This is a genomic window from Pseudonocardia cypriaca, from assembly GCF_006717045.1.
GTDB classification, from domain to species: Bacteria; Actinomycetota; Actinomycetes; order Mycobacteriales; family Pseudonocardiaceae; genus Pseudonocardia; species Pseudonocardia cypriaca.
The window spans coordinates 3,679,597-3,692,737 of the sequence record NZ_VFPH01000001.1; the positions used below are offsets into that span (position 1 = coordinate 3,679,597).

At 73.8% G+C, this 13,141-nt stretch carries 10 protein-coding genes, 1 pseudogene and 1 riboswitch; of the genes and pseudogenes, 4 read left to right on the forward strand and 7 right to left on the reverse strand.

The features are described 5' to 3' along the window. Window positions 1-14 precede the first annotated feature (14 nt). A complete protein-coding gene (locus tag FB388_RS17560; RefSeq protein ID WP_246122016.1) occupies window positions 15-797 on the forward strand; it encodes an alpha/beta fold hydrolase in 783 nt (260 codons plus the stop codon). 67 nt (window positions 798-864) lie between these two features. Here the strand turns inward: FB388_RS17560 and FB388_RS40455 are convergent. Continuing rightward, window positions 865-1,671, reverse strand: a pseudogene (locus tag FB388_RS40455) (alpha/beta fold hydrolase); the annotation flags it as partial. An 86-nt stretch (window positions 1,672-1,757) separates the two neighbouring features. On the opposite strand from FB388_RS40455, the gene FB388_RS17570 reads away from it, so the two are divergent. Next, window positions 1,758-2,438 carry a TetR/AcrR family transcriptional regulator gene (locus tag FB388_RS17570; RefSeq protein ID WP_142102265.1) on the forward strand — a complete coding sequence of 227 codons (681 nt, stop codon included), beginning with the start codon at window positions 1,758-1,760 and terminating at the stop codon, window positions 2,436-2,438. 20 nt (window positions 2,439-2,458) lie between these two features. On the opposite strand, the gene metH is transcribed toward FB388_RS17570, so the two are convergent. The 3 genes from metH to FB388_RS17585 form a co-directional block, all read right to left on the reverse strand. Then, complete coding sequence (gene metH / locus FB388_RS17575) at window positions 2,459-6,061, reverse strand: methionine synthase (protein WP_142102267.1); 3,603 nt, start codon at window positions 6,059-6,061, stop codon at window positions 2,459-2,461. 17 nt (window positions 6,062-6,078) lie between these two features. Continuing rightward, window positions 6,079-6,156, reverse strand: a riboswitch (S-adenosyl-L-homocysteine riboswitch). A 40-nt stretch (window positions 6,157-6,196) separates the two neighbouring features. Next, the gene (locus FB388_RS17580) at window positions 6,197-7,243 is read right to left on the reverse strand and encodes a cobalamin B12-binding domain-containing protein (protein WP_170225651.1); all 1,047 of its coding nucleotides are present in this window, start codon (window positions 7,241-7,243) and stop codon (window positions 6,197-6,199) included. Further along, complete coding sequence (locus tag FB388_RS17585; RefSeq protein ID WP_142102271.1) at window positions 7,240-8,934, reverse strand: PP2C family protein-serine/threonine phosphatase; 1,695 nt, start codon at window positions 8,932-8,934, stop codon at window positions 7,240-7,242. Before FB388_RS17585 ends, FB388_RS17580 begins: the two co-directional genes overlap by 4 nt. 351 nt (window positions 8,935-9,285) lie before the next feature. Between FB388_RS17585 and FB388_RS17590 the strand changes: the two genes are divergently transcribed. Next, the gene (locus tag FB388_RS17590) at window positions 9,286-10,266 is read left to right on the forward strand and encodes a helix-turn-helix domain-containing protein (RefSeq protein ID WP_142102274.1); all 981 of its coding nucleotides are present in this window, start codon (window positions 9,286-9,288) and stop codon (window positions 10,264-10,266) included. A 4-nt stretch (window positions 10,267-10,270) separates the two neighbouring features. Here FB388_RS17590 and FB388_RS17595 read toward each other — a convergent pair whose 3' ends face one another. Further along, a complete protein-coding gene (locus FB388_RS17595; protein ID WP_246122017.1) occupies window positions 10,271-11,305 on the reverse strand; it encodes a 5-methyltetrahydropteroyltriglutamate--homocysteine methyltransferase in 1,035 nt (344 codons plus the stop codon). A gap of 34 nt (window positions 11,306-11,339) precedes the next feature. Here FB388_RS17595 and FB388_RS17600 point away from each other — a divergent pair, with 34 nt between their 5' ends. Continuing rightward, complete coding sequence (locus tag FB388_RS17600) at window positions 11,340-11,762, forward strand: PPOX class F420-dependent oxidoreductase (protein WP_142102278.1); 423 nt, start codon at window positions 11,340-11,342, stop codon at window positions 11,760-11,762. Here FB388_RS17600 and FB388_RS17605 read toward each other — a convergent pair. Continuing rightward, the gene (locus FB388_RS17605; RefSeq protein WP_246122018.1) at window positions 11,759-12,712 is read right to left on the reverse strand and encodes a quinone oxidoreductase family protein; all 954 of its coding nucleotides are present in this window, start codon (window positions 12,710-12,712) and stop codon (window positions 11,759-11,761) included. The genes FB388_RS17600 and FB388_RS17605 overlap by 4 nt on opposite strands. Beyond that, entirely contained in the window at window positions 12,709-13,071 is a 363-nt protein-coding gene (locus tag FB388_RS17610; RefSeq protein ID WP_142102280.1) for a hypothetical protein, read from the reverse strand. The genes FB388_RS17605 and FB388_RS17610 overlap by 4 nt, the downstream gene beginning before the upstream one ends. Window positions 13,072-13,141: the final 70 nt, after the last annotated feature.

Below are 13,141 nucleotides of genomic sequence, written 5' to 3' on the forward strand. Positions count from 1 at the left end.
GCGACGATCCCCACGTGACCCACGCAGCGACCTCCGACGGCACCCGCATCGCGTACCAGACCTCCGGCGCGGGAGCGCCGCTCCTGATGCTCAGCGGCCAGGCGAGCTCGCACCGGTGGTGGACCCGGGTCCGCCCGGACTTCGACGCCTACCGCCAGGTCATCACGCTCGACTACCGCGGCACCGGCGACAGCGACGCGCCACCCGGCCCCTACAGCACCCAGGGCTTCGCCGAGGACGCGATCGCCGTGCTGAACCACCTCGACATCGAATGCGCCGACGTCTACGGCACCTCGATGGGCGGTCGGGTCGCGCAGTGGCTCGCCGTGACGCACCCGCACCGGGTGCGGCGCCTGGTGCTCGGCTGCACCTCACCCGGCGGTCCGCAGGCCGTCGAGCGCTCGGCCGCGGTACGCAGGGCGCTCGCCGAGCCCGACCCCGCGGCCGCCCGGCGGACCCTGCTCGGCCTCATGTACTCCCCGGAGTGGCTCGCGCGGAACCCCGAGCCGTACTGGACGCTCGGCGACCCGACGATGTCCCGGCACGCCCGCCACCAGCACCTGCTGGCGAGCAACGGCCACGACGCGTGGGACGTGCTCCCCCGGATCGCCGCCCCCACCCTCGTCCTGCACGGCGACGAGGACGAGCTCAACCCCACGGCCAACGCACGGCTGCTCGCGGACCGGATACCCGGGGCCCGGCTGCACGTGATCGCAGGCGCCCGGCACGCCTACTTCGAGGAGTACCGCGACGTCGCAGGTCCGGCCGTGCGGGAGTTCCTGACGGACACGTGCTGACGGAATCGGCGAGCGCCCGCACGTCGCCCGCGATGCGGGGCCAGACCGCGCGAGGCAGGTCGTGGCCCACCCCGGGCAGCAGCACGAGCCGGGCGCCCGGCACGGCGGCGGCCGTGGCCCGTGCCGCCGACGGCCGCAGCACCGGGTCCTGCTCGCCGTGCAGCACGAGTGCGGGAACGGTCAGCCCGGCCAGCCGGCCGCCGTGCCACGGGGCGCCGGTCTGGCGGCTCTGCGCCCTCACGTCCCGGATCCCGCTCGTGACCTCGCGCTCGACCGCGGCGCGCACCTCTGCCTCGTCGAACGGGTAGCCCGGCGACGCGATGGCACGGGCCAGCGCGAGCCCGGCCGCGACGTCACCCTCGGGCCCGTCGGGGAACTTCAGCCGCGACATCCGAACCACGAAGCCGAGCCGGACGTGCCGCAGCTGGCTCAGCCCGGCCGCGTCGCTGGGCATCGCGCCGGACACCGTGATGCTGCGGACCCGGCCCGGGTGGCGCAGTGCGATGCGCTGCGCGAGCAGGCCGCCCAGCGAGTGGCCGAACACGTGCGCCGAGCTCCAGCCGACCGCGTCGAGGACGGCCACGGCGTCGTCGGTCATGTCCTCGGCCGAGTAGGGCGCCGACCGCCGCCGGAACAGCGCCGTGAACGGGTGGACGTGGTCCTCGTCGGGGAACCGGGTCGACTCCCCGGAGTCGCGCTGGTCGTACGCGACGACGTGGAACCCCTGCTCGACCAGCGCGGACACGAAACCCTGCGGCCACCACGCCCGGGAGACGCCGAGGCCCATCACGAGCAGCAGCGGGTCGCCACCCGCACCCCCGAGGTCGGAGTAGGCGATCCGGACGGTGCCGTTGCGGGCGTAGTGCGTGTTCACGACGACCCTCTCCTCTTCTGCGATCGACGTTCGCAGATACGAGGTTACGTGACTGGGTACGCTGTTCGCAAAACGAGGGAGGTCACATGCCGGACCGGCCGCGCAGCATCTGGCTGCGCCCGGAGCGGACCGGTCGGGGCCCCGTCCCCGAGCACGACCGCGCCCGGATCTCCGCCGCCGCGGTCGCGCTGGCCGACGCGGACGGCCTCGCGGCCGTCTCGATGCGCAGGATCGCCTCGGTGCTCGGTACGGGACCCGCGTCGCTGTACCGCTACGTCGACTCCCGCGACGAGTTGCTGGAGCTGATGGCCGACGCCGTCGCGGGCGAGCTCGACCTGAGCCGGCCACCGTCCGGGGACTGGCGGGCCGACCTCGTCGCGCTCGCCCACCAGCTGCGCGACGCCTACCGCCGCCACCCCTGGCTGCTCGACCTCACCCCCGGCCGCGTCGGGATCGGCCCACGAGCCGTCGACCAGCTCGAGCACGCCCTCGCCGCGCTGGCGGCCCTGGACGTAGCCGCTGGGCTCAAGCTGGAGGCGGTGGCGATGCTGAACGGCATCGTCGCGCTCGCGGTGCGCACGGAGCTGGCCGTCGGCGGCACCACGGCGTCCTGGAGCGCCGCCCAGGCCGAGTTCCTCGGGGCGGTCGTCTCAGCGGGGGGCCACCCGCACCTGGCTGCGGCGCTGGCCGACGCGCGGCCGGCGCCCGAGGACGCCCTCCTCGATCGGATCCTGCCGCGCATGCTGGCCGGCCTCCTGGAGGGGTAGCCGGCCCCCGTCCGTGGGTGCTAGTCCAGGTTCGGCCGCAGCCAGTCCTCGACCTCGGCCTGCGGGAGCATGCGGCGCTCGGCGTAGTCGCGCAGCTGGTCCGCCCCGATCCGGCCGACGGTGAAGTACCGCGAGTCGGGGTGGGCGAAGATCAGCCCGCTGACGCTCGCGGCGGGCGTCATCGCGTACGACGTGGTGAGGCCGATGCCGGCGCGCTCGGCGTCGAGCAGCTCGAACAGCTCCTTCTTGAGGCTGTGGTCGGGGCTCGCCGGGTAGCCGAGCGCGGGCCGGATGCCGCGGAAGCGCTCGGCGTGCAGGTCGGCGAGGGCCGGGTCGGCGTCCGGCTCGAACCAGGCCCGCCGGGCCTCCAGGTGCACCTGCTCGGCGAACGCCTCGGCCAGCCGGTCGGCCAGAGCCTTGACCATGATCGCCCGGTAGTCGTCGTGCTCGGCCTCGAACCGGGCGGCGAGCTGGTCGGCGCCGTGCACGGAGACGGCGAAGCCGCCGAGGTGGTCACCGGCCGGCGCGACGTAGTCGGCGAGGCAGCGGTTGGCCCGGCCCTTCGGCTTCACCGTCTGCTGGCGCAGCATCGGGAAGCGCACCTCGTCGGGGCCCGCCACGACGATGTCGTCGCCGTCGGCGTGGGCCGGCCAGAAGCCGTACACCCCCCTGGCCTGCAGCGACGCGTCCGCGACGATCTCGTCGAGGAGCCGGTTGCCGTCGTCGAACAGCTCGCGGGCGGCCGGCTCGTCGAGGATCGCGGGGAACTTCCCCTTCAGCTCCCAGGCGAGGAAGAAGAACTGCCAGTCGATGAACTCCCGCAGGACCTCGAGCGTGGGGGTGACCGTGCGGACACCGGTGAACGCGGGCACCGGCAGGTCGTCGAACGTGACCTCCTCGCGGTTGGCCCGGGCCTGCGCGATGTTGAGCATCGGTCGCTTCTGGCGGGCCGCGTGCTGCACGCGCAGGCGCTCCTGCTCGACGCGGTTGTCGGCGTCGAGCAGCTCCGCGCGCTCGGGGTCGAGCAGCTGCGACACCACGCCGGTCACCCGGGACGCGTCGAGCACGTGGACGGTGCTCGATGCATACTCGGGGGCGATCCGCACGGCGGTGTGCTGGCGCGAGGTGGTGGCACCGCCGATGAGCAGCGGCAGCTTGAGGCCGCGCCGTTGCATCTCCTGCGCCACGCCGACCATCTCGTCCAGCGAGGGCGTGATCAGCCCGGACAGGCCGACGACATCGGCGCCCTCGGTCACGGCGGTGTCCAGGATGACGCTCGCCGGCACCATCACGCCGAGGTCGATCACCTCGTAGTTGTTGCAGGCGAGCACTACACCGACGATGTTCTTGCCGATGTCGTGCACGTCGCCCTTGACGGTGGCGAGCACGACCTTGCCCTGTCCGCGCCCCTCGTCGACATGTCCGGCGAGCCGCAGCCGCTCCTTCTCCGCCTCCATGAACGGCTCCAGGTAGGCGACGGCGCGCTTCATCACCCGCGCGCTCTTCACCACCTGCGGGAGGAACATCTTCCCCGCGCCGAACAGGTCGCCGACGACCTTCATGCCGTCCATCAGCGGACCCTCGATCACGTCGAGCGGCCGGGCGGCCTCTGCGCGGGCCTCCTCCGTGTCGGCCTCCACGAAGTCGACGATGCCGTGCACGAGCGCGTGGGACAGCCGCTGCGCCACGGGGGCCTCGCGCCACGACAGGTCGACCTCGCGCTTGGTCCCGGACCCGGTGACGGTGCCGGCGAACGTGACCAGCCGGTCGGTGGCGTCCTCGCGCCGGTCGAACAGCACGTCCTCGACCAGCTCCAGCAGGTCGGCGGGGATGTCCTGGTAGACCGCGAGCTGGCCGGCGTTGACGATGCCCATGTCCAGACCGGCCTGCACCGCGTGGAACAGGAACGCGGAGTGGATCGCCTCACGCACCACGTCGTTGCCCCGGAAGGAGAACGACAGGTTCGAGATCCCGCCGGACGTCCGCGCCCCCGGGCAACGCTGCTTGATCAGAGGCAGCGCGTCGAGGAACGCCTTCGCGTAGCCGTTGTGCTCGGCCATCCCGGTGGCCACGGCCAGCACGTTGGGGTCGAACACGATGTCTTCCGGCGGGAAGCCGACCTCCCGGGTGAGCAGGTCGTAGGCCCGCCCGCAGATCGCGACCTTGCGCTCGGCGGTGTCGGCCTGCCCCTTCTCGTCGAACGCCATCACGACGACGCCCGCGCCGTAGCCGCGGATGCGGCGGGCGTGGTCGAGGAAGACCTCCTCGCCCTCCTTGAGGCTGATCGAGTTGACGATCCCCTTGCCCTGCACGCACTTCAGCCCGGCCTCGAGCACGCTCCACCGGGAGCTGTCGATCATCACCGGGACGCGGGCCGCCTCCGGCTCGGTGGCGATCAGGTTGAGGAACGTGGTCATCTCCCGCTCACTGTCGAGCAGGTCGGCGTCCATGTTGACGTCGATGAGGTTGGCCCCGCCGCGCACCTGTTCGAGGGCGACGTCGACGGCGGCCTGGTGGTCTCCTGCCTCGATGAGCCGGCGGAACCGCGCGGAGCCGGTGACGTTGGTGCGCTCACCGATCATCAGGAACCCGGTGTCCGGGCCGATCGTGAGCGGCTCGAGGCCGCTGAACCGCGCCGTCTCCGGGGGCGCCGCCAGCGTGCGCGGCGCCAGCTCCGCCACCGCCGACGCGATCTGCGCGATGTGGTCGGGGGTGGTGCCGCAGCACCCGCCCACGATGTTGACCATCCCCTCGCCCGCGAACTCGCGCAGGAGCCCTGCGGTCTCGTCGGGGGTCTGGTCGTAGCCGCCGAAGGCGTTCGGCAGGCCCGCGTTGGGGTGGCAGGCGACGTAGGTGTCGGCGAAGCGGGCGAGCTCCGCGACGTGCGGGCGCATCTCGGCGGCGCCGAGCGAGCAGTTGACGCCGACGACGAGCGGGTCGGCGTGGCGGACCGAGTTCCAGAACGCCTCGACGGTCTGCCCGGACAGGGTGCGGCCGGAGAGGTCGACGATCGTCACCGAGATCCACAGCGGCAGGTCGGGCGCCACGTCGCGGGCCGCGGCGATCGCGGCCTTCGCGTTGAGGGTGTCGAAGATCGTCTCGATGAGCAGCAGGTCGACGCCGCCCTCGGCGAGCCCTTCGATCTGCTCGGCGTAGCTCGCGCGGACCTCGTCGAAGCTCACCGCCCGGTGGGCCGGGTCGTTGACGTCCGGCGAGAGCGACAGGGTGACGTTGAGCGGGCCGATCGAGCCGGCGACGAACCGCCCGCCCGCCTCGTCGGCGGCCTGGCGGGCGAGCTGCGCGCCGCGGACGTTCATCTCCCGCACGGCGGCCTGCATGCCGTAGTCGGCCTGGCCGATGGAGGTGGCCGTGAAGGTGTTCGTGGTGGTGATGTCCGCGCCCGCGGCGAGGTAGCGGCGGTGGACGTCCAGCACCACGTCGGGCCGGGTCAGGTTGAGCAGGTCCGGGTCGCCCGCCACCTCGTGGGGGTGGTCGGCGAACCGGTCGCCGCGGTAGTCGGCCGCAGTGAGGCCCGCGCCTTGCAGCATCGTGCCCCACGCGCCGTCGAGCACGGCGATCCGCTGGTCGAACAGCTGGGACAGGGCCTTCACACGATCGGACATCCGCGTGCACCTCCGAGTGATCGGAGGCGCCCTTGCTGCACGTCTACCGGGTCGAGCGTGGCGGACTCGCGTCCGTTGCAGCGCCTCTCGACCCGTGACGAGGAGCCTACCGGGCGTCGCAACCCGGCCCCCTGCTCATACCGCGGCCAGGACGTCGCACCCCTCCCGCAGGCAACGCTGCGCCACGGGGAAGTCGTGCAGCTCGGCGGCCAGCACGTCGAGCACGACGGCGACGCCGGTGCGCGGCAGGCCCCGCGCGGACAGCACCGCGCCGAGCCACCGGACGTGTTCGGTGAACAGGTCGGCGTCACAGAGGTAGACCGCGGCCGCGAGGTAGTCCACCAGCTGCCCGACGTCGTCGTGCGCCTGCCCGTCGAGCCCGTTCCCGCCACCTGAGCCGTCCGGGTCGGCGAGCGGGGACGCGCCGCCCAGCCGGTCCAGAGCGGCGCGGACGAGCTCGGCACGCCGATCGCGCAGCCCGGCGTACTCGGAACCCCCGTCGGCCGTCCGGCCGGGCACGGCCCGGTCCGACCACGACGGGCTCTCGAGCAGCACGACGGCGTCGGCCGCGGTGGGCACCCACGCGTCGACGCCGAGGCGCACCGCCCACCGGCCGTCCGGCCCGAAGCCGGGCCCGCCGGCGAGCACCGGGGTGCCGGTGCGCTGCGCCGCCGCGATCGTCCGGTGGGCCTGCGGCAGGTGGATCGGCAACGCGCAGCTCACCGCCACCAGGTCCGGGCCGTGTTCGTGCAGGTAGGAGATGAGGTGCGCGGGCGGCACACTCGCGCCGAGGAAGGTGACGCGCCACCCGGCCAGCCGCAGCACCTCGCCCGCGATCCGCGCCGGCAGCGAGTGCCACTCGCCGTCGAGGCAGCCGAGCACGACGTGACCGCGCTGCCCCGGGGCGCGGCTCCGGACCCCGACCGCCGCGACGACCCGCTCGTTGATGCAGGTCGCGGCGTGCTCCTGCGCAACGCTCCAGTCACCGTCGGCCCACAGCTGCCCGACCCGCACCTGCGCCGGGCCGACGAGGTGCAGCAGCACGTCCTGCGCCGGGGTGCCCGCGTCGACGAGCCCGAGGGCGAGGTCGACCGCGGCCTGCTCGTCGGCCCGGACCAGTGCGTCGAAGAACGCCTCCGCGACCGCCGCGTCGGCGGGCCGGACGGGGGGTGCGGTGGTCACGCGGTCTGCTCCTCGGGGTTCGGCTGCGCGGTGTGCGCGTGGCGGCTGGCCGGCGCGACGGAGAGGGGCGCCTGCACGACGAGCACGGCGATGTCGTCGCGACCCGTGGTGCGCCACGCGGTGGCGTGCAGGGCGACGCGCTCGGCGATGCCCGGCGCCGGCAGCACGTGGCAACCGTGGAGCAGCCGGAGCACCCGGTCCTCGCCGAACTCCTCGTCGCCGTCAACACCGCCGCGGGCCTCGGTGACGCCGTCCGTGTAGAGCACGCAGGCCTCACCGGGTCCGAGGTCGACGGTGCGCGTGGCGAAGTGCGCCTCCCGCACGCCGCCCACCAGCATTCCCGGGATCTCGACCGGTTCGACCCCGCCGGCGCGCACCACCATCGGGGGCGGGTGCCCCCCGGCGGCGAGGCGCACCCTGAGCCCGCCCCCCGGGAGCGGCGCGGCGGTGCCGAGCACGAGGGTGGCGAAGCGCGGGCCCGCGTCGGGCGGCGCCGCGTCGAGCATGGACTCGTTCAGCAGCTCCAGGAGCCGCACCGGGTCGCGCTCGAGCCGGCGCAGCGCCTGCACGGCCTGACGCAGCCTGCCGCTCTCGACGGCGGCGTCGACGCCCTTGCCGCAGACGTCCCCGAGCAGGAACATCGCCTCGTCCCCGTCGGCCCCGACGTGGACGTCGAAGAAGTCGCCGCCGATCAGCAGCGCCTCCTCGGCGGGTCGGTAGCTCGCCCCGAACACCATGCCGTCGACCGCCGGCAGGTCGGGCTCGAGCAGGTTGCGCTTCAGCACGGCCGTGGTGCGGGTCTGTTGCGCGTACAGTGCGGCCGCGGCGAGCGCGATCCCCGCCCGCTGCGCGAACTCGTCCACCAGCGCGGCATCCGGATCGTCCGGCGATCCCGCGTCCCGCAACAGCACGAGCGCCCCCGCCGGCATGCCGTTCCCGGGCAGTGCGCGCACGGCCGCGCTCTGCGAGCCGCGCCGGTCGTCCTGGCCCCACGGGGCGCCGGTCAGCCGGGTGACCAGCAACGGTTCCGGGCCGGGGGCCAGCCCGGACAGCGCCGCGGCCACCGGTTCCGGCAGCCCGCGCGCGGACAGCCGCCCCGAGGCGACCACACCCCCGCGCTCGTGCCGGTACCACTCCACCGCTCCGGTCCGCACCGGCAGCACGACCACGGCCGCGTCCGCCAGCTCGGCCGCCACGAGCTCGACGACCGCGCGGGCGGTGCGCCCGGGGTGCAGCGACAGGCCGAGCCGGCTGCTCGCCGCGGCGAGGAACCGCGAGCGCGCCCGCTCGGCCAGCAGCGCGTCCACGCGGGCGCGCTGCTCGCTGACCTCGCGCAGGTGCCAGGCCGTCCAGCCGTCGGGAAGGTCCTGGCGGCGCGCGACGAGCGCCTGGGAACCGGCCTCCAGCTCGACCTCCGCCGGGCCATGCCGGGTCAGCTCGCGCACGGGCAGCAGCTCGTCGACGCGCACCTGCGGCAACATGCGTCGCGCCGCCGCGTTGGCCGTGCGGACCAGGCCACGCTCGTCGCAGGCGAGAACCGCCGTGTCGACGCCGTCGAGCAGCATCTCGGCGAGGCTGGGTCGGGGTTCGGGAAGCGGGGCAACGGGTGGCAGGGGCGCCCCGAGGACCCCGCTCGCGGGCCCGGCACGCTGCTGCCGCCCGACCTCGAGATCCTCGCTGCGACGAACCACACCACTCCCGTTCCGCGCATCCGGTCGCGGCGGCCCGGCGGCCCGGGACGATGGGCCGCGTCAGCGAGCCTAACCGGGCTCGGCCGCTCCGGCAGCGCCGCGTCCCGGCGTGGCGGCGTCGCTCAGCCTCGCGGTCGAGCGGTCCTGCCCGGCTGCGGCGGCACGGGCAGCCCGTGCCGGATGGCGCTTCCCGCGTCGATGCCGTAGGCGATGTCGGCGAGTACCGAAACGCCTCGTCGGAGGGTTTCCAGCAGCGTCCTGCGATTCGTCCGGTTCGTCATGCCATCAGCCTGCGCGGCCGACGACTCCCAGCACAGTGGCGACGACGACGCACATCGCTAAGATATCGCCATGCGTGACACCCGCTCCGTCGCCGTACTCGCCTACGACGGGATGTCGGCCTTCGAGACCGGCATCGTCACCGAGGTGTTCGGGATCGCCTGGCCCGAGATCGACGTCCCCTGGTACCGGCTCACCATCTGCACCGAGACCCGCGAGCCGGTGCGGGTGATCGGCGGCGCCACGCTGCAGACCCCGCACGGTCTCGACGCACTGGCGGCTGCGGGCACCGTGATCGTCCCCAGCGTGGCGCAGCCGGAGCGCGAACCGTCCGCGGAGGTCGTCGCGGCGCTGCGGCGGGCCCGCGACGACGGCGCGCGGCTGGTGTCCATCTGCACGGGGGCGTTCGCGCTGGCCGGGGCCGGCCTGCTCGACGGGCGGAGGGCCACGACGCACTGGCGGCACAGCGACCTCCTGCGCCGCCGCTACCCCCGCGTCGAGGTCGATCCCGCCCCGCTCTACGTCGACGACGGCGAGGTGCTGACCAGCGCGGGCTGCGCGGCGGGCCTGGACCTCTGCATCCACCTCGTGCGTCGCGACCACGGGGCGGCGGTGGCGAACGCGGTCGCCCGCAGGCTGGTGATCCCGCCGCACCGCGAGGGCGGGCAGGCCCAGTACATCGAGTCCCCGGTCGCGGACGATCCCGACGACAACCGGATCGCCCACAGCATGACCTGGATGCTGGAGAACCTCGACCGGCCGATCACGCTCGACCAGCTCGCCGAGCGCGCCAACATGTCGGCGCGCAGCTACCTGCGCCAGTTCCAGCGGTGCGCGGGCACCAGCCCGATCAAGTGGCTCATCGCCCGCCGCGTGCAGGCGAGCCTGCCCCTGCTGGAGCGCACCGATCTCGGGGTCGAGCAGATCGCGGCCGCGGTCGGGTTCGACACGCCGGTGACGTTCCGCCACCACTTCTCCCGGGCGATGCGGACCTCGCCCTCGGCCTATCGCCGGGCCTTCCACCCGGTCGCCGAGGCCGTAACGGCCGGGTAGGGCGTCACCCGCCCAGCTCCTCCCGCAGCACCCGCGCGGCGCCGGCGAGCGCCCGCATCTTCCCGAACGCGGAGTCCCGTGGCAGGTACTTCATGCCGCAGTCGGACGCCAGCACGAGCTGTTCGGGCGGGATGCGGTCGAACGCCCGCCGGGCCCTTGCCGCGACCGTCTCGACGCTCTCGACCTCGGGCGTGGACAGGTCGAGCACCCCGAGGATGATCGTCTTGTCGGTGAGGTCGGAGAGGACGCCGAGGTCGAGCCCGGACTGCGCGGTCTCGATCGAGACCTGGGCGACGGGGCAGCCCGCGAGCTCCGGCAGGAACGAGTAGCCCTCCGGCCGCTCGTGGATGATCGCGGCGTAGCCGAAGCAGATGTGCACCGCCGTGGTGCCGGTGACGCCGTCGAGCGCGGCGTTGAGCGCCTTCAGCCCGTAGGCGCGCGCGGCGTCCGGGCGGGCCTGCATGTACGGCTCGTCGAGCTGCACGATGTCGGCGCCCGCGGCGAACAGGTCCTTGACCTCGGCGTTCACGGCGGCCGCGTAGGCAAGAGCCGCGGCTTCGGCGTCGGGGTAGTGGTCGTTCTGCGCCTGCTGCGACATCGTGAACGGCCCCGGCACGGTCATCTTGATCGTCCGCTTTGTGTGGGCGCGCAGGAAGTGCAGGTCGGCCACCTCCACCGGCTGTGGCCGGTGGATCGGGCCGACGATCCTGGGCACCGGGTTGGGGTGGCCGCTGCGGTCGAGGGCGGTGCCGGGGTTGTCGATGTCGACGCCGTCGAGCGCGGTGGCGAAGTGGTTGCTGTAGCTCTCCCGGCGGATCTCGCCGTCGGTCAGGATGTCGAGCCCGGCCTCCTCCTGCGACCGGATCGCGACGATCGTGGCGTCGTCCTGCGCCTCGGCGAGGTGCTCCGGCGGGATGCGCCACAGCTCCTTGGCGCGCACACGGGGTGGGAACCGGCCGGCGAGCTTCGCCCGGTCGATCAGCCACTCGGGCTGGGCGTAGCTTCCGACCAGGGACGTCGGCAGCAGCGGCAACGACACGGGTGCCTCCTCATAGATCGATACCATCGACTTCGTGAGCACACTTCCCGCTGAGCTCCGGGACCTGATCGAGTCCGGCCCGCTGGCCCACCTGAGCACCATCAACCCCGACGGCAGCCCCCAGGTGAGCGTCATCTGGATCGGCCTGGACGGCGACGGGATCGTGTCCGGCCACATGAACCACTACGCGAAGCTGCGCAACATCGAACGCGACCCGCGGGTCGTGCTGTCGTTCGACGCACCCCGCGATCCCAGCGTGGTCCTGAACCCGTACGCCGTGCTGCGCGCACGGGCCACCGTGGAACCCAGCGACGAGGCGTGGGACCTGCTCGACCGCCTCACGAAGATCTACATGTCGCCCGACGACCAGTTCCCCGCACCGAAGGGCCCTGGCTACGTCGTGCGGTACGAGGTGGAGCGCATCGGCGGCGTCGGTCCCTGGACGAGCTCCCACTAGCACCTCAGGACGATCCGGCCGGCAGCGCCGCCCCCGGCCTGCCGCTGCCAGGCCGCGCCCACCTCGGCGAGTGGCATCACCTCGTGCGCGACGGCGAGCGCGCCCCGCGCGGCGTGCTCCGCGACGACCGTCACGGCGGCGGCGCGCTGCTCGCGCGTGAGGGCGTTGTTGGTGTAGCCGAGCAGGCGAAGCGACTTGCCGCGCAGCGTTGACGAGTTGATCGGGCAGGTCTCCGAGGCGGAGCTGCCGAGGTTCACCAGCCGGCCGTGGGGGCGCAGGGCGCGGGCCGCCGCGGCCGCCGGTGCGCCGTACAGGGGGTCGAGCACGAGGTCGACGGGTCCGTCGGCGGCGGCGGTGAACCGCCGGGCGAGCTCGCCGACGTCGTCGGTGTCCAGCGCCACGACGGCATCGGCACCGGCCTTCCCGGCCCGCGCCTGCGCGGCCTGCGACCGTGCGCCCGCGATCACACGGCGGGCGCCCGCGGCGCGGGCCAGCTGGACGGCGGCCTGCCCGACCACTCCCCCGGCTGCGAGCACGATCACCTGCTCGCCGGGCGCCAGCTCGCCGCGCCAGGTGAGGGCCATGTGCGCGGCGACGGCCGACAGCCCGAGGGCCGCGATCTCCACCGGGTCGACGCCCGCGGGCAGCGGGACGAGGTCCGCCTCGGGCACGGCGGCCCGCTCGGCCATGCTGCCGTCTCCCGGAGCCATCCCGGCGGACATCGGGAACCACACCACGCGGTCCCCGGCCCGCCCCACGCCCTGCACGCCCGGGACGTACGGGGTGGCCGGCTTCCCGAAGTACGACGTGCCGGTGGCGCACAGCAGGTCGAGCGGGGTGATCGGCGCGGCCAGCACGTCCACCAGCACGTGACCGTCGGGGGCTGCGGGCGGCTCCCGGTCGGCCACCACCGGCGGCCGGCCGCACTCGACGACCTGGGCAGCCCTCACGTGGCGATGTCCGGGTAGGGCAGGGAGAAGTGGGCGAGCTTGCGCGCGTACTCCTTCTGGAACCCGAGCGGCTCGTCGTGGTCGCGCTCGAACATCGCGATGAACAGCGTCAACGTCAGGAACGGGTGCGCACCCAGCTCGAACAGCTTCGGGTAGTCGTGCGCCGCGAGGGCCTGGCGCTCCTCGTCGTCGAAGGCGAGCCACGTGCTCTTCTCGGCGGCGAGGCAGTTCAGGATCCGGTTGGCCTCCTCCGCCTCCCACCAAGCCACGGTGCCCACGGGATCGGTGCGGTAGCGCTCGACGAGGTCCGGGTCGCGGTCGACGGTGAACAGAAACTTGTCCAGCAGGTACTTGCTCATCGCACTCCCTCGCTGCGCTCGGTCGGGCGCTTCGCGAATGCGCTGTGTGGGATTGTTCGCTCGCTACGCT

Bases quoted from the DNA above. Each gene is read 5' to 3' on its own strand.
- FB388_RS17590 (WP_142102274.1), top strand. From the start codon at position 9,286: ATGCGTGACACCCGCTCCGTCGCCGTACTCGCCTACGACGGGATGTCG.
- metH (WP_142102267.1), bottom strand. From the start codon at position 6,061: ATGTCCGATCGTGTGAAGGCCCTGTCCCAGCTGTTCGACCAGCGGATC.
- FB388_RS17570 (WP_142102265.1), top strand. From the start codon at position 1,758: ATGCCGGACCGGCCGCGCAGCATCTGGCTGCGCCCGGAGCGGACCGGT.
- FB388_RS17610 (WP_142102280.1), bottom strand. From the start codon at position 13,071: ATGAGCAAGTACCTGCTGGACAAGTTTCTGTTCACCGTCGACCGCGAC.